This window comes from Paracoccus onchidii (assembly GCF_028294535.1).
In the GTDB taxonomy this organism is placed as follows: Bacteria; Pseudomonadota; Alphaproteobacteria; order Rhodobacterales; family Rhodobacteraceae; genus Paracoccus; species Paracoccus onchidii.
The window spans coordinates 219,819-237,389 of the sequence record NZ_JAQBIE010000002.1 but is presented as its reverse complement, the minus strand read 5'-3'; the positions used below and the strand labels follow the sequence as shown (position 1 = coordinate 237,389).

Sequence of the window (17,571 nt, the reverse complement as noted above, 5' to 3'; positions counted from 1 at the left end):
ATGAAGATTGATGCAGCATATTATACGGGCAATGGCAGTTTCGAGCTGCGCAAGGTCGAAGATGTCGCGCCCGGCCCTGGCGAAGTGCAGGTTGAAACGGCATTTTGCGGCATTTGCGGGACCGATCTGCATGTCTATCTGGGCCATATGGAGGCGCGGATCGGCGATAATCGCGTGATCGGCCATGAGATGTCGGGCCGGGTCAGTGCGGTTGGCGACGGGGTCGAAGGATACAGGATTGGTGATCCCGTCGTGGTCAGGCCCTTGGCGCATTGCGGGCACTGTCCGGCCTGCAAGGCCGGTCATATTCACGTTTGCCACAAGTTGAAATTCCTGGGGCTTGATACCGATGGGGCGTTCCAGAACCGCTGGACCGTTCCCGCGCATGTGTTGCACAAGCTGCCGGCGGACATGCCGCTGGATCAGGCCGCATTGGTCGAGCCGATGGCGGTTGCCGTGCATGATGTCCGTCGGGCCGGCGTTGCGGTGGGCGAAGATGTTCTGGTTATCGGCGGCGGACCCATCGGCATGCTGGTTGCGCTGGTCGCACGGCATGCGGGCGCGCAGGTGACGATATCCGAGGTGAATGAGAGCCGGTTGAAACTGGCCCGCAACATGGGCTTTGCGACGGCGAACCCGCGCAATGAGAACGTCGCCGAGCGGATCATGGCCGAAACCGGCGACAAGGGCGCCGATGTCGTCTTCGAGGTGTCCGGCACGCAGCCCGGTGTCGACCTGATGACCGAGGTTGCCGCAACCCGTGGGCGGATTTGCATGGTCGCCATTCACGCGCAAAAGCCACAGATCGATCTGTTCCGGTTCTTCTGGCGAGAGATCGAGCTGATCGGTGCCAGAACCTATGAGATCGGCGATTTCGACGCTGCGATTTCGCTGCTGTCACAAGGGATCGGGGCCGACAGGCTGATCACCGATATTCGTCCGCTTGCAGAACTGCCCGATGCTTTCAAGGCGCTGACCGAGAACCCCGACTCTATGAAAACCCTGATCCGCGTCACAGAAGAGGCCGTATGATGTTCGATCCCAAAGCATTTGACCTGACGGGAAAAACCGCGCTGGTGACCGGCGCAAAACGCGGTATCGGCCGTGGCATGGCCGAAGCCTTGGCCGCGGCAGGGGCGGATATTGTCGCCGTCAGCGCCTCGATGCCCGAAGATGGCGCGGAGTTGGGTCGCGCCGTTACCGCGCTGGGTCGAAAGTTCAGCGCGTATGCCTGTGATTTTTCAGATCGCAAGTCGGTCCATGAATTTGCCGACCGGGTGCAGGCTGAACATCCGGCGATTGATATCCTGATCAATAACGCCGGCACAATTCGTCGTGCCCCTGCGGCCGAGCATGGCGACGACATCTGGGATGAGGTGATCGAGGTCAACTTGTCCGCTCAGTTCGTCCTTACCCGAGAGATCGGGCGGGGTATGGTCAAGCGCGGTCGGGGCAAGGTCATTTTCACTGCGTCCCTGCTGACCTTTCAGGGTGGCATCACCGTTCCGGGGTATGCGGCCTCGAAAGGCGGGATCGGCCAGTTGACCATGGCGTTTGCCAATGAATGGGCGGGGCAGGGCGTCAATGTGAATGCGATCGCGCCCGGCTATATCGCGACCGATAATACCCAGGCGTTGCGTGATGATCCCGAACGCCATGATGCCATTCTTGGGCGTATTCCGGCGGGTCGCTGGGGCACGCCGGATGATTTCGGCGGTCCCGTCGTGTTCCTTGCTTCCGATGCGGCCAGCTATGTGCATGGCGCGATCCTGACGGTGGATGGCGGCTGGATGGGGCGCTGATCACCATGCTTTGCGTCATCCGCAAGTTGCGGGTGGCGCATGCATCGCGGACCTAAGCGTCGGGCATATCGGCAAAGAAAGTGCTGCTTACGAAATCCCAGGCAGCATCGAGATGGCGAACAAGCGCGGCCTCGGCGGCATCCGGATCGCGTTCGAGAATGGCAGTATAGATCTGTTCATGCGCGGCGAAATTCCGGCGATTGCGTTCAGGCAGCCGTTCCATCCGTTCCCATTGGGGGGCAAGCCAGGACACAAAGCCTTCATGGGTTGCGGTGAAAACGGGATTGTCGGCGATCTCATAGAGTACGCGGTGAAAGGCGACATCGGTCTGATAAAAACGTTCCGAGTTGTCGATCGCCTCGCCGTTTTCGGCCAGTTTTTCCTTGAGCCGGCGGATGTCTTCGCGATTTGCGCCTGTCGCTGCGTCGCGAACCAGAAGGCGCTCGACGAAAACACGGGCCTTGTACAGATTGCGAACCCCGACCGGATCATGCAGCAGCCGTTTGATGACGGGGCTGGTCGTGTCCAGCACCGAGTCATAGCCGATGCGGCGCACCACGGGGCGAAACCTCGGGCGTGCCTCGATCAGGCCCCGGTTGGACAGCGCGGTAATCGCTTCGCGCACGACGGTGCGGCTGGCGCCGAATTCCTCCATCAGCGAACGTTCGGCGGGCAGCGGTGCGCCATCTTTCAGTGCGCCGGATGCGATGCGCGTCTCGATTGCGTCCACGATTGCATCTGCGGCGCGGGCGGATTTTCGAATGGGTTCTTCATTTTCCATATGTCGGCGCCCTGCTGCTGATCCTGTCATCCGGTTTGGTCCTGTAGCATCCCCGGCGCCGCAAGTGAAATCCCATGATTTCGGTTCTCGCGTGGCACCAAAAGAGTGAACGTGACCTGTAGGTCATGCGGATTCCGCCGCATTTCCAATATCGCCCGGAGCTGTTTGGTATGTCAATAACTTCTCTTTTCGCATTCTCCATGCGTTTTTTGTTGACATACAGCCAGTATTGCCGTCCATTGCACTGTGTTTAGTCATACAAAAATGGCATGCAAGAGGAAGCAAATGCCATTCAGGGGAGGACAAGCAATGAAGAAATATTCGACGATCAGTCTGGCATTGGCAGGTGCGATGGTGCTGGGGGCGCTGCCATCACTGGCGGACCTGCCCAAGCTGGAGCAGAAAGATCGCTACAAGGTCGGTTTCTCGCAAATGGAAAGCAACAATCCCTGGAGGATCGCCGAAACGAAATCCTTCAAGGACACGGCGGAAAGCTGCAACTGGGATCTCATCTCGACCGACGCGGCGGGTTCGGCGGCCAAGCAGGTTGCCGATGTCGATTCGATGATTGCGCAGGGCATCGATGTTCTGTTCCTGCCGCCCCGTGAAGAAAAGCCGTTGATCCCGGCCGTCAAGAAGGCCAAGGCCGCCGGCATCCCGACCTTTCTTGTCGATCGCTCGGTCGACCCCAATGCGGCAAAAGCCGGTGAGGATTTCGTTGCCTTCCTTGGATCGGATTTCGTCGATCAGGGACAGCGCGCCGCAGAGTGGCTGATCGAGAATTTTGACGGTGACAAAGGCGTTATCGTCGAATTGGAAGGCACGACGGGTTCCTCGCCCGCAAATGACCGCAAGAAGGGGTTTGACGACCGGATACTTCAGGATGACCGTTTCGAGATCGTTGCGTCGCAATCGGGTGATTTCGCACGGGATCTGGGTCGCCAGGTCATGGAAACGCTGTTGCAGGCGCATCCTGACGTGAATGTGGTCTATGCCCATAACGATGAAATGGCCATCGGGGCGATTCAGGCGCTGGAACTGGCCGGTCGCAAGCCGGGCGATGACATCACGATCGTGTCGATCGATGGCACCCGCGACGCTTTGCAGGCAATCATCGACGGCAAGATGGGCGTCACGGTGGAAAGCTCGCCGTTCTTCGGGCCTTTGGCCTGCGAGGTGATGAACCGATATGCCGCCGGCGAGGAAATCGAACCCTGGGTTCAGGTTCAGGATCGCATCTTCACCGCCGACAACGCTGCCGATCATATCGACGAAGCCTATTGAGGCCGGCGCGCCGGGACGGGTTCGTTCCGGCGCGAGCCACGAATACCGGGGGGGAGACGTGCAACAGCTTGTGTCAATGCGGCAGGTCCGCAAATCATTCGCGGGCGTGCCAGCCTTGCGCGACGCCTCGCTCGAGATCGTGCCGGGAGAGGTGCATGCCCTGATCGGACAGAACGGGGCGGGAAAATCGACCTTGATCAAATGTCTGACCGGGGTGCATCGACGCGATGGCGGGCAGGTTTCGCTGTCTGGCAGGGAATTTGCCGCCGATAGCCCGCGTGATGCCCAGGATTCCGGAATCGCCACGATTTACCAAGAATTGAACCTTGTTCCCCTGCGCAGCGTGACCGAAAACATCGTCATGGGGGCCGAGCCGAAAAACAGGCTTGGGCTGATCGACTGGCCGGCGGCCCACCGCCGGGCTGGCGAGATGTTGTCGCGCTTTGGCATCGATATTGATGTGCGCCAGCGATTGGGCCGATATCCGGCCGCAATCCAACAATTGGTGGCGATTGCGCGGGCCGTTTCGCTGGACGCCCGTTTGGTCATCATGGACGAGCCGACCTCGTCATTGGATGATCGCGAAATCGAGACGCTGTTCTCGGTTGTGCGCAACCTGCGTGCCGAGGGTATTTCGGTTCTGTATGTATCGCATTTTCTGGACGAGCTGTTCCAGATCTGCGACCGGGTGACGGTCATGCGGGACGGCTGCACGGTTGCTGTGCGAGAAATCGCCCGGACCGACAAGCTGGGCCTGATCGCAGACATGCTGGGGCGCGACCGCAACGAAATCTCGGCCTCGGGCATGACGGCGCTGGATGGTCCGCGTGGCGAGGTTGGCGCCGAAATCCTGTCGCTTGGACATGTGGCCACCGGGCGGTCGTTGCGTGATGCCTCTTTGACCGTGCGGCAGGGAGAGATCGTCGGGCTGGGGGGCTTGTTGGGTTCGGGGCGAACAGAAACCGCCCGCGCCATCTTTGGCCTGGACAGTCTGAAGCACGGCGAAATCACATTGCCCGGCGGTGGTGGCGCGCCGCGTTCCCCCGCGGACGCGATCGCCGCCGGAATCGGCTTTGTCGCCGAAGATCGCAAGGCCGAGGGAATCGTGCCCGATATGAGCGTGCGCGAAAATCTGACACTGGCCTTGCTGCCAAGGCTGCGTCATGCGGGCGGCATAGATACCCGGCGCGAACGAGAGATCGTCGATCACTTCATTCGGGCGCTGGGGATCAAGCTGGCCAGTGCCGATCAGCCGATCCGGCAATTGTCGGGTGGAAACCAGCAAAAGGTGCTGTTGGCGCGATGGCTGGCAACCAGGCCGGACCTGTTGATCCTGGATGAACCGACACGAGGGGTCGATGTCGGCGCCAAACGTGAAATCCAGGCCATCATCCGCGATTTCGTGGCCGATGGTGGGGCGGTTCTGCTGATCAGTTCCGAATTCGAGGAAATCGTCGAAGGTGCGGACAGGGTGATCGTGATGCAGGAAGGGCGGTCGGTATCCGAACTGCCGGGCGAAGGACTGACGGAATCGGCATTGATCGCCGCAATCGCTCATGTCCCCGATGAGGTGCCGGCATGAGTGACGAAGGAATGACAGTGGAAAACAGGGTGCGGGGCAAACGGGAGCCAATGGCGATGATTTCCCGCCACGGGGGGCTGGCTGCCCTGGCGGTGCTGTTGATCTTCAACTTGCTTGTCACGCCCAATTTCCTGCAGGCGCAGACATTGGCGGTCAATGTCAGTCAGGTTGCCACCATTGCCCTGGTTGCCGTGGGAATGACACTGGTCATCGCAACCGGGGGCATCGACCTGAGCGTTGGTGCGGTCATGGCGTTGTCGGGCGCGATGGCACCGATCATATTCACCTCGGAATTCGCGCAAGCCTATCCGGTTCCTGGCCTGGCTGCGGCCTTTTTGCTGCCGCTGGTCGCGGCGTTCTGTTGTGGCATGTTCAACGGGGCACTGGTCGCGCTGCTGGGGGTTCAGCCGATCATCGCGACGCTGATCTTTTTCATCTCCGGGCGCGGCGTTGCGCAGGTTTTGACAAATGGCAATCTGCAGACATTCACCAACCCTTCGTTCAGTTATATCGGCACTGCCCGCCTGTTGGGGATTCCGGTTCAGGGTTGGCTGGTCGCATTGATCGCGGCGGTGATCTGGTATGTCATCCGCTACACGGCCAGCGGGCGTTATCTTCTTGCGGTGGGCGGAAACGAACGCGCAGCGCGGATGGCGGGGGTTCCAGTGACCCGCGTCAAGATCATGGCCTATGCAACCTGCTCGGTTCTTTCGGGGCTTTCGGGGTTGATCGTGGTTGCGATCAATTCGGCCTCTGACGCGGCGCGAATCGGAAATCTGATGGAGCTGGACGCGATTGCCGCCGCAGTTGTCGGAGGTGCGGTCCTGTCGGGTGGTCGCGCGCCGATCTGGGGGGCGATTCTGGGCGCCGTGGTGATCCAGCTGGTGAAATACACCCTGTTGGCCAATGGCGTCGCAGACGAGATCGCGCTGATTGCCAAGGCAGGAATTATCGTTGCGGCCGTCTATGCGCAGCAGATGAGAAAGGGTTGAACGATGGCAAATACTGACATGTTTGACTTGCGCGGGATGGTGGGACGCCATGCGCAGATGTCAGGTGTCTGGGTGGCGCTGGCAGCGATGATCATCTTCGGGCTGTTGCGATACGAGAATTTCGGCAGTGCCTATAATCTGGGATCGTTTCTCAACTATAACTCGATGTTCATCATCATTTCCCTGGGCATGTGCTTCGTGATCATGACCGGGGGGATCGACCTTTCGGTCGGCTATGTGGCTGCATTCACCTCGATCGTTGCGGCCTATCTTTCACCTTGGGGTATTGTTCCAGCGCTGATCGGTGGCGTGGCTGCCGGGGTGGCCTTTGGCGCGGTGAACGCGATCCTGATCGTGCCGATGCGTCTGCCCCCCTTTATCGCGACGCTTTCGACGATGCTGGCCGCCAAGGGCGGTGCCCTTGTGATTTCGGGCAAGCAGACGGTTGCCGTTGATTGGGAATCAAGCTTTACCAAGCTGGGCATGGAAAAGGCGTTTGGCCCCATCCCCTGGACCATCGTTCTGGTGGCAATTGCTGCCGTTGTGCTGTGGATCATATTGGAACGCACGGCGCTTGGTCGCACGGTTCTGGCGATCGGTGGCAGCGAAGAAGCGTCAGGACTGATGGGGCTGAAGGTGACGCGCGCCAAGGTCTTTGTCTATCTGCTCAGCGGTGGCTGTGCGGGTCTGGCCGGTGTGTTCCTGGCCAGTGGCTTTGGCGCCGGACAGCCGCTGGAAGGCACGGGCTGGGAGCTGACGGCAATCGCATCGGTGGTCGTGGGCGGCACGTTGCTGACCGGCGGGCTGGGCTCGATTCCGGCAACCGTCGGCGGCGCGCTGTTGCTGGGCCTCGTATTCAACCTGCTGAATTTCGAGAACGGGCGCGGCACGATTTCCCTGTCTGCCTATTGGCAGATGGTCATTCGCGGTGGCGTTCTTTTTGCGGTGATCCTGTTGCAGGCCCGCATGAACAAAAGCGCGGATCGCGCGAACTAGAAACCAGACATCTCAATCAAGTCCAACGGAGCTATTTCATGAAAATTACCCTGACCACGACCGCCCTTGCACTGGCATCGACCCTGATGACCGCCTTGCCGGGCCTGGCCGAAACGCTGAAATTCGCGCATGTGTATGAAACCGGGCATCCGCTGCATCAGGGCGCATTGCGCGTCGCGGAAGAGGTCGAGAAGGCCACCGAGGGGCGCGTCACGATCGAGGTCTATCCAGCCTCTCAGCTGGGCGAAGAGCTTGCGCTGAGCGAAGGGCTGACACTTGGCACGATGGACATCATCTATACCGGCATCGGGTTCGTGTCGTCCTATTACGCGCCGATCGGCATGACCGACTACCCGTTCACATTGCGCGGGATGGATCACTGGCGGGCGTTTCGTGGAAGCGATCTGTTGACGGAAATGAAGTCCGAGCTTTCCAATGCAATGGGAGGGGTCGAGGTCGCGGCCGTCAGCTATTATGGCGCACGCCACGTCACCGCGAACAAACCAGTGACCACGCCTGCCGATATGGAAGGCCTGAAGATCCGCGTGCCGAACGCCCCAGCCTACCTGATCTTTCCCGAGGCGACCGGAGCCAACCCCACCCCGATGGCATTTTCCGAGGTGTACCTTGCCTTGCAACAAGGTGTTGTCGATGCGCAGGAAAACCCGCTGACCACGATTCAGGCAAAAAAACTCTATGAGGTTCAAAGTGATATCAGCCTGACCGGGCATATCATGAACAGCACGCTGACCCTCTTGTCTCCGATGACGGTTTCCAAGATCGGCGAAGATGATGCTGCCATCCTGCGTCAGGCGTTGGTCGACAACGCGACCCGTGTCACGGACCAGATCGAGAAGGCCGAAAACGAACTGGCTGACTGGTTCACCGAACAGGGTACCAACGTGAATGTTGTCGATCGCACCCCCTTTATCGAGGTCGTGCAGCCCGCCTTGCTTGCCGCTGATGTGCCCTTCTCGAAAGAGCAGTTCGACCGCCTTCAGGCACTGCCCGGGAATGAATGATCAGCCACGGGTCGCCCTATTGGGCGGCCCATCCAAACATCGAGGCGGATATGTCCGACGATAATATCGATTTCGAGGAAATCACCGACGACATTTCGGTCGTCAGGCCAGAAGATATTCCAGCGCTGTTGCTGTTCGCCTTTCTGATCGTGATCGTCGCGCTGCAGTTCTTCACCCGCTATGTGCTGAACGACAGCATCAGCTGGACGGAAGAAGTGGCGCGCTATTGCCTGATCGCGCTGACGTTTCTGGGCAGCGCGATCTGTTCGCGCCGAGCATCGCATTTGGCGCTGGGGCTGATCTACCGCTATGTGCCGATGCGGGCAGTCAAGCCGCTTGCAATGGCAAGCGAGGCCTTGACCTGCGGGTTCTTCATCTGGATGGCCATCATCGGCACCCAGATGATGCAGCGGACTGCAGCGCAGATGATGATTTCGGTGCCGGTGTCCAAATCGGTCCTTTACACCGTGATAACCGCTGCCAGTGCCCTGACCGCTGTCTATTGCGCAATCAATATATGGCGCATTTCGCGCCAGAGTGCCGCCGAGATTTCCGAAGCGCGGCTTGGAACGGGCTGATCACATGGAACTTCTAGTCTTGTTTTTCGTATTGGCGATCACGCTGATCGCCGGGCTGCCCGTCGGGGTGTCGCTGGGGCTGGCGTCTTTAGCCTATGTCGTCCTTGCCGGGCTGCCCGAAGCCGTGGTGTTGCATCGGATGGTCGGCGGGGTTGACAGCTTTCCATTGTTGGCGGTTCCGTTCTTCATTCTGGCGGGCCATCTGATGAATACCGGCGGGATTACCGAAAGGATCTTCGGATTTGCCCGTGCATTGATCGGATGGTTGCCCGGTGGTCTGGGCTATGTGAATGTCGGCGCAAGCGTGATGTTTGCAGGCATGTCGGGTGCGGCGGTCGCCGATGCCGGCGGGTTGGGCAGCGTCGAGATCCGTGCCATGCGCCAGGCCGGTTATGACAGCGATTTTGCTGTCGGGGTCACGGCTTCGTCCTCGACGATCGGGCCGATCATTCCCCCGTCGCTGCCATTGATCGTCTATGGGGTGATGGCCTCGGCTTCGATCGGCGAGCTGTTCGTCGCAGGTTTGTTGCCGGGGCTGTTGATGGCTGTTGCCCTGATGGTCATGGTGGCCTGGTATTCACACCGTCGTGGCTATCCGCGTGACGGCGCATTGACCCTTGGGCGGGTGTCTCAGTCATTCGCGCGTGCGTTTCTTCCGCTTTTGACGCCGGCGATCATCATTGGCGGCATCATGACCGGGGCCTTCACCCCCACCGAAGCCGCGGTTGCGGCGGTGGTGTGGACCCTGGTCCTGGGCATGTTCGTCTATCGGTCCCTGACCTGGCGGCATCTGGTGCGTGTGATGTTCGATACAGTGGAAACCACGGCGTCGATCTTGCTGATCGTTGCGGCATCGTCGATTTTCGCATGGATCCTGATTTCCAATCAGATCGCTGCGCATCTTGCAGCTGGCCTGTTGGGGATTTCCAGCGATCCCATGTTCGTGATGATGGCTATTCTGGTCATCGTGCTGCTGCTGGGGCTGTTCATGGAAACGGTTGCCGCCATCACCATTCTTGTGCCCGTTCTGTTGCCAGTGGCGACGCAGGCAGGGATCGATCCTGTGCATCTGGGCATCGTTGTGGTTCTGGCGCTGATGATCGGATTGCTGACCCCGCCGGTCGGATTGGTGTTGTATGTTCTTGCAGGGGTTTCGGGCGTCAGTTTCGAGCGCTGCGTCAAGGCCACGATGCCATTCCTTGTTCCCTTGCTGATCGTGTTGTTGATGGTGGCGTTCATTCCCCAGCTTTCGCTTTGGTTGCCTCATACGCTTTATCGCTGAACTGCATGACATGCGCCGCCATCCACGACCAGGCTGGCGGCGCAATTGAAGTCTTGACGGATGCAGGCATCATGGGAAACGATCACGCGCATCTTGGCCGGGGATTGTTCAACGGGATGAAAGGAAGGTCGACATGCACGAGGTCGCATCATTGCCTGATGGTCGCGTCGTTCATGCCATTTCATTGCGTGGCGGAGGGCTGCGGGCGACTGTCTTGACGCTCGGGGTGACTGTTTGCGATCTGCGATTGGATGGCACTGCACATCCCTTGGTTCTGGGATGTGCGAATATCGCCGACTATTTGACACACGGGCGTTATGTCGGGTCGGTGGTCGGTCGCTATGCCAACCGGATCGCCGGCGCGCGGTTCGAACTGGATGGTCAGGCCCATCAGCTTGATGCCAATTTTCGTGACCGCCATATCCTGCACGGCGGCAGTGATGGGGTAGATGGTTGGATCTGGCAGGTCCGGGACATCGGCGTCGATCGCGTGATCTTTGAACTAAGCTTGCCGGATGGGCATATGGGCTTCCCCGGGAATTTGCAGATCGTCGCCGAGCTGTCACTGCAAGATGGTGCGCTTTGCTTTGATTTCTCGGCGGTTGCCGACAAGGCGACCCCATGCAGTCTGGCTCATCATGGGTTCTTCAACCTCGACGGTGGCAAGGATATTTGCGATCATGAACTGCGGATTGATGCGGAAAGCTATCTGCCCGTGGATGATGACCTGATCCCGCTGGCCGATCCATCTATGGTCCGGAATGGTCGTTTCGACTTTCGCGCACCGAAACGGATCGGTGGCGATGGGTACGATCATAATTTCTGTCTGCGTGATAGCGGCGGTGAATGTCCGGTGGTGGCCGAACTAAGCGGCAAAGGCGGTCTGGTGATGCAGGTCGAGACCGATGCCCGGGGCCTGCAATTGTATGACGGTGCGCATTTTGACGGCTTGCGCGGAATTGGAGGGCGCGTCTATGGCCGCAATGCCGGGTTGGCGCTGGAAACGCAGCACTGGCCGGACGCGCCCAACAGATCGGATTTCCCGGATGCGATCTTGCGTCCCGGTCAGACCTATCGCCATCGTGTGAACTATCGCTTCCAGCAGCGCGCGCCGCGTCGTTCATAAGGTCCGGCAAATATCCTCGATCGTGCTGGCGGAATCGCTGTTCAGCGCCAGTTTCAGGAAGCGTGGAAATTTATGCAGATGACGGGCGAATAGTTTCTTCGATGTCAGTGTCGGATCCGCTTCGACAAGCAGCGACAATTCGTTTGCATCATTGCGCGCAGCAAAGCTGAGGTTGAACCCGTCGCCAGGCCCCGCGGCCAAGACCTCGCGCGTGGTGTCGCATCCCTTGAAGCGCGGCGGCTCGAAGGGCAGAACATTCACCAGCGGAGAAAAGAAGAACCTGTACCCGCTGTCGAGACCACGATCAGCTGTCATTTGTTCGATCCGATAGCGGCCGTGACGACGTGCCTTGCGCAGGTCGCGCGCCATAGTGGTCATCAGATCGGGCAGTGGAATTTGGGCATCTGCCCGCACCTGAAACGGCAGGATATTGACGACCATGGCTGGTATCGTGGCGCTGACACTGCCCAGACGGCCCATGAATGGCAACCAAATCGTCATCGGCTGACGGGGCAGGCGGTTGTCCTCGCCCGGGCACGACCACAGCCAGATTCCGCTCAACAGGGTCAGTAATTCGGGCCATCCGATCCCGGTCCGTTCTGAACAGAGCCGCAGGGCCGGAACCAGATCTTGCAGATCGACATGACCTTCGTGCGGGGCTTGCGGGTAATCCTCATCACCTTTTCGCAGAACCTTCAGGTCGTTGGCATCCCCAAGATAATCTTGCCAGAACTGGCGATCCCGAACATGCCGCGACCCATTGCGATAGCTGTGTTCCTCGGCCAGAAATGTATCGAAATGCGCGAACTCCCGACCAAGATCACCGGCCGAAATATACGCGTCATAAAGCCGAGCGACCCGACGTTCGATCAACGCCATCGAATACCCGTCCAGAAAGATGTGATGGCCGCGAAAATACCAATGCCATTCTTGATCATCTGTTTGTAGCAGCCATTGCGCCGCCAATGGACCGCGCGTCAGGTCAATTGGGGCTTCGGTATCGGCGCGCATCAGTTCCGTGGCTGCGGCTTGCGGGTCGGTTTTCTGGCGAAGGTCACAATATTGCACGATCGGGGTCAGACGCGGATCAATCACCTGCTTGGGGGATCCGTTGCAATCATGACCAAATCGCAACGAGAGAACCTGCGCCTCGCGTGACATCTGGTTGATGGCCCGTTCCAGCGCAGGACGGTCGATCACGCCCCGCAATCTGGTGACATGCGCGACAGTTGAAACCGGCTGTCCGGGATGGGCGCATGCCTCTTGCCAGAAGTCCAGTTGTCCAAGGGTCAGATCGTGCCAGGTGGCTGTCGGGCTATGCAGGTTCATTGAATTTCGCCTTGCGGGTTCAATTGTGGCGCGATCCGGCAGGTGCCGGATTGACAATTTCCGACAAAAATACTTAAGAATTATGTGGCGTCAATATCTGGCCTACGCCACTGGACGCTGCAACGGCACGGAACTGCTCAGGGTATTGAAAAAATGATAGAATTCACGCCGTGGCCAAAGTGTTTCGCCGATCTTTACCGGCAACGCGGCTATTGGGCGGGGCGTCCGCTTTCTGCGGTATCAGAACAGGGCGCGCGGGAACATCCGGATGCTGTTGCCATTTTGTGCGGTGAGCGGAGCTTTACCTACAAGCAATTTGACCAGACGGCTTCAAGGCTGGCTGCCCGGCTAGCTGCCGCGGGGTTGGGGCAGGGCGACACGGCATTGGTGCAACTGCCGAATGTCGCAGAATTCTACGTTGTTTTCATGGCCCTGATGAAGATCGGGGTCGCTCCGGTCAACGCCTTGTATAGTCACCGTCAAACAGAATTATCTGCCTATGCAGATCAGATCGGTCCACGCTTGCTGATCGCCGATCGGGCCAATTCGTTGTTTGCCGACGAGAGCTTCCATAAACAGTTGATCGCCAAAGGCACGATCCAGCTTTCGTTGATGTTGAACGATGGCAATTCGGATCGGGATCTTGGATCCTGGCTGTCCGATGGCCCCAACCTAACCTGCGCTTTCGCGCCGACACCTACGGATCAGGTGGCGTTCTTCCAGCTGTCCGGTGGCAGCACGGGAACCCCAAAGCTGATCCCGCGCACGCATGACGATTATGACTACAGCGTTCGGGCCAGCAACGAGATCTGTGGCGTATCTGCGGCGACGCGCTTGTTGGTGGCTTTGCCCGCCCCGCATAATTTTCTGATGAGTTCACCTGGCGCGCTTGGCGTGTTTCTTGCGGGCGGCACCGTTGTGCTGGCCCCGAATCCGCAACCGAATATCTGCTTTGCGCTGATTGCACGTCATGGTGTCACCATGGCTGCGCTTGTGCCTGCGGCGGTTGGTCTTTGGGTTCAGCTGGCCGAAGAACAAGGGCCGCCGGCATCACTGGCGCATTTGTTGGTTGGGGGAGCCAGCTTCTCTGAAACGCTTGCACGCAAGGTGCCCACCGTTCTGGGATGCCGCTTGCAGCAGGTCTTTGGCATGGCCGAGGGGCTTGTCAATTATACGCGTCTGGATGATCCCGACGAAGTCGTGTTCACGACCCAAGGGCGCCCGATCAGCCCCGATGACGAGGTAAAGATCGTCGATGAAACCGGAAAGCCGGTTCCGGCAGGGATGCCGGGGCAACTGGCCGTGCGCGGCCCATATACGTTTCGCGGATATTATCGGGCACCGGAACAGAATTGCCAGGCATTTGACGCCGAGGGCTTTTATTACAGTGGCGATCTGGTCATGCGCACAGCTTGCGGCAATCTGCGGGTTGTTGGCAGGTTGAAGGACCAGATCAATCGGGGTGGCGAAAAAATCGCCTCCGAAGAGATTGAGCATCTCTTGCTGCGTCATCCCGACACCCGCCAAGTCGCATTGGTCGGATATGCCGATGAAAATCTGGGTGAGAAAAGCTGTGCCTTTGTCGTCGCGGGGCGGGAAATGCGTGCTTCTGAACTGCGGCGTCATCTGATCGGTCTGGGAATCGCGGATTACAAGCTTCCTGACCGGTTCCGGTTTGTAGATCGTTTGCCGCTGACTGCGGTGGGCAAGACGGACAAGCGCCAGTTGCGGATCACATTGCAAACCGCGACGGCCTGACGAAAGGAAAAACCATGAATGATTTGTCATCACGTGCAATCGACCGCGACTGGCTTGCCGCGCAGATTGTCGCGATCATCGAGGACGAGGAAGAGATCTGTCCGGATGAAAACCTGATGATGTATGGCCTGGATTCTGTTGGCGTCATGAAGCTGATCGCCACACTGGAACAGCGCGGTGTAACGCTCAGCTTTGATGAACTGGCTGCGGAGCCGTCGGTCAATGCATGGTGGACGTTGATAGAGGCCCGGATGCAGCCATGAAGGGCGCGAGGTGTCAGGCCCGAAGGGTCGCGCCTCCGTCAACATACAGGTCGGCCATGGTGATGTGGCCCGCCTGATCCGACAACAGGAACATCGCGGCCTGGGCAATATCAACCGGCGTTGCCAGCTTGCCAAGCGGGATACCTGTCCGGAACGTTGCCAGATCCCCCGCGATGACCTTTTCGGCACCGCGCTCATCCGCCCACATTCCCGTTTGCATCGGCGTCAGGGTGGATCCCGGAGCAACCAGATTGCAACGAATGCCGAATTCGGCAAGCTCTAACCCGGCGCAACGTGTCAGCATCGCCGCAGCCGCCTTCGAGGCCGCATAGCTGGCCATTCGATGCCGTGGAATACCCCCGGCATTCGACCCGATGACGACGATGGCGCCCTTGCGTTGGGGGCACATCGCCTGACCGGCCGTGCGAAGAACGTGAAAGGTGCCGTCATTATTGATCCGGGAAACCCGCGACCATTCCTGCGGGGTCGTTTGCAGGATCGGCATATTGGAAAGCGTTCCGGCCGCGTGAATTACTAGTCCGATTGGTCCGAAATCGCGTGTGGCCTTGGCAAACAGGGTTTCGGTCGCGCTTGCATCGCTTACGTCCAGCGCCTGCCATGATAGCCCGTCCTCGTCTTGCTTGTCTGCAAGCGCTGCGGTCAGGTCGGTTGCCACGACCAGGCTTCCTGCCGCGCGCAACAATGTAACCAGCGCCAGACCTATGCCGCCAGCGGCGCCGGTGACAACAGCAGTCCTGCCTTTGAAACCTGTCAGCTGCATGTCATTTCCCCATGGTGTTCAAGGCAGTTTGCGTCGAGATCACGCCCCCACAGCATGACGCGACCCAATCCATGGCCATCAGATGACGCTCTTTGCTGAAATCGGCCTGCGCATCCGCCGCGGCAAAGGGCTGGATGTCGCGTTGAAAGGCCTCGGCGGCGGTGCACAGGCAACCGATATGGGCGTAAATTCCCGTCACGATCAGCTGGTCCCGCCCTCGCGCGCGCATCAGATGTTCAAGATTGGACCGCTGAAACGCGCTGTAGCGATGCTTGACCAGAACGATATCACCCTCGTGCGGGGTCAGTTCCGGCAAGATGTCCTCATGTGCGGCGATGGCCTGCATTCCTAGCCCCCAAAGGTCGGCTTGCAACCCTCGATCCGGTCGGAACTGATTGCCCTTTTGTGCCGTGTAAAAGACCGGAATGTCCGCGTGCCGCGCTGCTGCTGCAAGCGCCGCGATATTGGCGGTGACGGTCGCAAGGGGCGCGCCCTGATCAGGGAATGGACGACAGAAATAGCGTTGCATGTCATGGATCAGCAATGCACAGCGCGAAGCGTGCAATTGCCAATCACTGCGCGATTCTGGCAACGGTTCGGCAGGTGGCGCATAGGCGGCGATGGTCGGCAATGCCATAGGTGGTCCTTGGGTTCTGGTTAGTTCAGCCCGGTCAGCGCAGTGTCGGCAGGCAGGCCAAGTGCGTGCAAAAGGGCCGCGAACTTGCTGCCGGTCTCTTGTGCTTCGGCCTTCGGGTCGGATCCGGGGACGATCCCGGCCCCGGCGAACAGCGTGGCATCGCAATCACTGATTTCGGCACAGCGAATGGCCACATGCCATGCACCATCGCCATTCTTTGCCGTCCAGCCGACGGCACCGGCGTAAAAGCCGCGCGAAGTTGGCTCCAACTGCCGGATCAAATCATCTGCCCGCTGACATGGCAGGCCACAGACGGCGGGTGTCGGATGCAATGATGCGGCCAGCACCGCTGATGGCACATCGCGGTCCTTCACGTGCCCGATGATACGCGTGCCCAGATGCCACATGCTGCGGGTGCAGGTCAGTCGGGTTCCGTCAGGGCAGGACAGCTGTTCGCAATATGGCGCAAGCGTGTCGAGAATATATTCCACGACAATGGCATGTTCGCGCCGGTCCTTGTCGGATTGGGCAAGATCCGAACATGCGTTGCAATCCTTGACCATATCCGGGGAACGTCGCGCTGAACCCGCCAGCGGATAGGACAGGATATGTTTGCCCTGTTTTTCCAACAGCAGTTCCGGGGTTGCACCCACTAATGCGCGCGGATGCGGCCCGTCATCGGGCAGGGCGACACGAAATGCTGTCGTACCCGGATCGATTGCCAGGCGCGACAGCAATGCATCCAATGAAATCGGGTGTCGGGTCCGCACTTTCAGCACCCTTGCCAACACGATCTTGCGCAGGGCATCGGCCCGGCCGGTATCCTGTTCCATGATCTGGAGGGCATCTGATACCGCGGCTGCATAATCGGCAATGCCGGGTTCTGCCCATATACGCTCGGCGACGGCGCATGCCTGATCCCGCTCTGTGTTCCACATGCCGCGATTGCAAGAACGCGAAAGCCACAAACAGTCCCGGTCGCTGCGATGAAACGGCATGGCGCCGCCGATCAGGGCATCGTCATCGCTATCGGCGAACGCGTCGGACAGGCGTTGTTCAAGCGTCTGTGCCGTGCCCTGTTGCAACGGGATGGGGGCGCCTGCGGCGGCAACATGTCCGGTTGGCCCACAGAACCGGAAATGCCCACGGTCGGTGGCGCTTGCATATTGCTGTGCATCATGAAGCGGAATGTTCATGGATAAGCCCTTCAGCCTGTCATTCGACATTTATAAACGCCGGACTTGCTGGCCGAGGCTGGCTGTCCAATGGCTGTGCGACATGCACAGCGTGATCAGAGAGCGGGCTGCAAAGGGTCTTTCGACGCGCTGTGCAACCCGCGCCACGGAGGGAACCGCAAC

Annotated in this window: 17 protein-coding genes; 12 read left to right on the top strand and 5 right to left on the bottom strand. The window is 59.4% G+C overall.

Annotated elements, in window-relative coordinates; genetic code table 11:
• Both PAF17_RS02630 and PAF17_RS02625 read left to right on the top strand, forming a co-directional pair.
• Complete coding sequence (locus tag PAF17_RS02630; RefSeq protein ID WP_271887530.1) at positions 1–1,032, top strand: zinc-dependent alcohol dehydrogenase; 1,032 nt, start codon at positions 1–3, stop codon at positions 1,030–1,032.
• Complete coding sequence (locus PAF17_RS02625; protein WP_271887529.1) at positions 1,032–1,802, top strand: SDR family oxidoreductase; 771 nt, start codon at positions 1,032–1,034, stop codon at positions 1,800–1,802. The genes PAF17_RS02630 and PAF17_RS02625 overlap by 1 nt, the downstream gene beginning before the upstream one ends.
• Positions 1,803–1,854: 52 nt before the next feature.
• Here PAF17_RS02625 and PAF17_RS02620 read toward each other — a convergent pair whose 3' ends face one another.
• Positions 1,855–2,583 (bottom strand): FCD domain-containing protein, encoded by a 729-nt coding sequence (locus PAF17_RS02620; protein WP_271887528.1) that lies wholly within the window; start codon positions 2,581–2,583, stop codon positions 1,855–1,857.
• 309 nt (positions 2,584–2,892) lie between these two features.
• Between PAF17_RS02620 and PAF17_RS02615 the strand changes: the two genes are divergently transcribed.
• From PAF17_RS02615 to PAF17_RS02580, 8 genes are all read left to right on the top strand, one after another.
• Positions 2,893–3,867 (top strand): ABC transporter substrate-binding protein, encoded by a 975-nt coding sequence (locus PAF17_RS02615; protein ID WP_271887527.1) that lies wholly within the window; start codon positions 2,893–2,895, stop codon positions 3,865–3,867.
• Positions 3,868–3,925: 58 nt separating this feature from the next.
• Positions 3,926–5,449, top strand: a complete 1,524-nt coding sequence (locus PAF17_RS02610; RefSeq protein WP_271887526.1) for a sugar ABC transporter ATP-binding protein — start codon at positions 3,926–3,928, stop codon at positions 5,447–5,449.
• Positions 5,446–6,441, top strand: a complete 996-nt coding sequence (locus tag PAF17_RS02605; protein WP_271887525.1) for an ABC transporter permease — start codon at positions 5,446–5,448, stop codon at positions 6,439–6,441. The genes PAF17_RS02610 and PAF17_RS02605 overlap by 4 nt, the downstream gene beginning before the upstream one ends.
• Positions 6,442–6,444: 3 nt before the next feature.
• A complete protein-coding gene (locus PAF17_RS02600; protein ID WP_271887524.1) occupies positions 6,445–7,437 on the top strand; it encodes an ABC transporter permease in 993 nt (330 codons plus the stop codon).
• Between the two features lie 38 nt (positions 7,438–7,475).
• Positions 7,476–8,459 (top strand): sialic acid TRAP transporter substrate-binding protein SiaP, encoded by a 984-nt coding sequence (locus PAF17_RS02595; RefSeq protein ID WP_271887523.1) that lies wholly within the window; start codon positions 7,476–7,478, stop codon positions 8,457–8,459.
• A complete protein-coding gene (locus PAF17_RS02590; RefSeq protein ID WP_271887522.1) occupies positions 8,456–9,037 on the top strand; it encodes a TRAP transporter small permease in 582 nt (193 codons plus the stop codon). Before PAF17_RS02595 ends, PAF17_RS02590 begins: the two co-directional genes overlap by 4 nt.
• A 4-nt stretch (positions 9,038–9,041) precedes the next feature.
• Positions 9,042–10,319 (top strand): TRAP transporter large permease, encoded by a 1,278-nt coding sequence (locus tag PAF17_RS02585; protein WP_271887521.1) that lies wholly within the window; start codon positions 9,042–9,044, stop codon positions 10,317–10,319.
• A gap of 133 nt (positions 10,320–10,452) precedes the next feature.
• Complete coding sequence (locus tag PAF17_RS02580) at positions 10,453–11,445, top strand: aldose epimerase family protein (protein ID WP_271887520.1); 993 nt, start codon at positions 10,453–10,455, stop codon at positions 11,443–11,445.
• Here PAF17_RS02580 and PAF17_RS02575 read toward each other — a convergent pair.
• Positions 11,440–12,774, bottom strand: coding sequence for a condensation domain-containing protein (locus PAF17_RS02575; protein WP_271887519.1), 1,335 nt, complete (start codon positions 12,772–12,774; stop codon positions 11,440–11,442). The genes PAF17_RS02580 and PAF17_RS02575 overlap by 6 nt on opposite strands.
• A gap of 153 nt (positions 12,775–12,927) precedes the next feature.
• Between PAF17_RS02575 and PAF17_RS02570 the strand changes: the two genes are divergently transcribed.
• Together PAF17_RS02570 and PAF17_RS02565 are read left to right on the top strand one after the other, a co-directional pair.
• A complete protein-coding gene (locus PAF17_RS02570; RefSeq protein WP_271887518.1) occupies positions 12,928–14,532 on the top strand; it encodes a (2,3-dihydroxybenzoyl)adenylate synthase in 1,605 nt (534 codons plus the stop codon).
• A gap of 14 nt (positions 14,533–14,546) precedes the next feature.
• A complete protein-coding gene (locus PAF17_RS02565) occupies positions 14,547–14,795 on the top strand; it encodes a phosphopantetheine-binding protein (RefSeq protein ID WP_271887517.1) in 249 nt (82 codons plus the stop codon).
• A gap of 13 nt (positions 14,796–14,808) precedes the next feature.
• Here PAF17_RS02565 and PAF17_RS02560 read toward each other — a convergent pair whose 3' ends face one another.
• The 3 genes from PAF17_RS02560 to PAF17_RS02550 are packed head-to-tail and all read right to left on the bottom strand — an operon-like array spanning position 14,809 to position 17,409.
• Entirely contained in the window at positions 14,809–15,576 is a 768-nt protein-coding gene (locus tag PAF17_RS02560) for an SDR family oxidoreductase (protein ID WP_271887516.1), read from the bottom strand.
• A gap of 1 nt (position 15,577) precedes the next feature.
• Positions 15,578–16,213 (bottom strand): isochorismatase family protein, encoded by a 636-nt coding sequence (locus tag PAF17_RS02555; protein WP_271887515.1) that lies wholly within the window; start codon positions 16,211–16,213, stop codon positions 15,578–15,580.
• Between the two features lie 20 nt (positions 16,214–16,233).
• Positions 16,234–17,409, bottom strand: coding sequence for an isochorismate synthase (locus tag PAF17_RS02550; protein WP_271887514.1), 1,176 nt, complete (start codon positions 17,407–17,409; stop codon positions 16,234–16,236).
• Positions 17,410–17,571: the final 162 nt, after the last annotated feature.

What these genes read in the sequence shown, in the direction of transcription:
- PAF17_RS02585 (WP_271887521.1), top strand. Translation starts at nt 9,042, where the DNA reads ATGGAACTTCTAGTCTTGTTTTTCGTATTGGCGATCACGCTGATCGCC.
- PAF17_RS02630 (WP_271887530.1), top strand. Translation starts at nt 1, where the DNA reads ATGAAGATTGATGCAGCATATTATACGGGCAATGGCAGTTTCGAGCTG.
- PAF17_RS02595 (WP_271887523.1), top strand. Translation starts at nt 7,476, where the DNA reads ATGAAAATTACCCTGACCACGACCGCCCTTGCACTGGCATCGACCCTG.
- PAF17_RS02570 (WP_271887518.1), top strand. Translation starts at nt 12,928, where the DNA reads ATGATAGAATTCACGCCGTGGCCAAAGTGTTTCGCCGATCTTTACCGG.
- PAF17_RS02565 (WP_271887517.1), top strand. Translation starts at nt 14,547, where the DNA reads ATGAATGATTTGTCATCACGTGCAATCGACCGCGACTGGCTTGCCGCG.
- PAF17_RS02620 (WP_271887528.1), bottom strand. Translation starts at nt 2,583, where the DNA reads ATGGAAAATGAAGAACCCATTCGAAAATCCGCCCGCGCCGCAGATGCA.
- PAF17_RS02605 (WP_271887525.1), top strand. Translation starts at nt 5,446, where the DNA reads ATGAGTGACGAAGGAATGACAGTGGAAAACAGGGTGCGGGGCAAACGG.
- PAF17_RS02580 (WP_271887520.1), top strand. Translation starts at nt 10,453, where the DNA reads ATGCACGAGGTCGCATCATTGCCTGATGGTCGCGTCGTTCATGCCATT.
- PAF17_RS02550 (WP_271887514.1), bottom strand. Translation starts at nt 17,409, where the DNA reads ATGAACATTCCGCTTCATGATGCACAGCAATATGCAAGCGCCACCGAC.
- PAF17_RS02600 (WP_271887524.1), top strand. Translation starts at nt 6,445, where the DNA reads ATGGCAAATACTGACATGTTTGACTTGCGCGGGATGGTGGGACGCCAT.
- PAF17_RS02555 (WP_271887515.1), bottom strand. Translation starts at nt 16,213, where the DNA reads ATGGCATTGCCGACCATCGCCGCCTATGCGCCACCTGCCGAACCGTTG.
- PAF17_RS02590 (WP_271887522.1), top strand. Translation starts at nt 8,456, where the DNA reads ATGATCAGCCACGGGTCGCCCTATTGGGCGGCCCATCCAAACATCGAG.
- PAF17_RS02575 (WP_271887519.1), bottom strand. Translation starts at nt 12,774, where the DNA reads ATGAACCTGCATAGCCCGACAGCCACCTGGCACGATCTGACCCTTGGA.
- PAF17_RS02560 (WP_271887516.1), bottom strand. Translation starts at nt 15,576, where the DNA reads ATGCAGCTGACAGGTTTCAAAGGCAGGACTGCTGTTGTCACCGGCGCC.
- PAF17_RS02615 (WP_271887527.1), top strand. Translation starts at nt 2,893, where the DNA reads ATGAAGAAATATTCGACGATCAGTCTGGCATTGGCAGGTGCGATGGTG.
- PAF17_RS02625 (WP_271887529.1), top strand. Translation starts at nt 1,032, where the DNA reads ATGTTCGATCCCAAAGCATTTGACCTGACGGGAAAAACCGCGCTGGTG.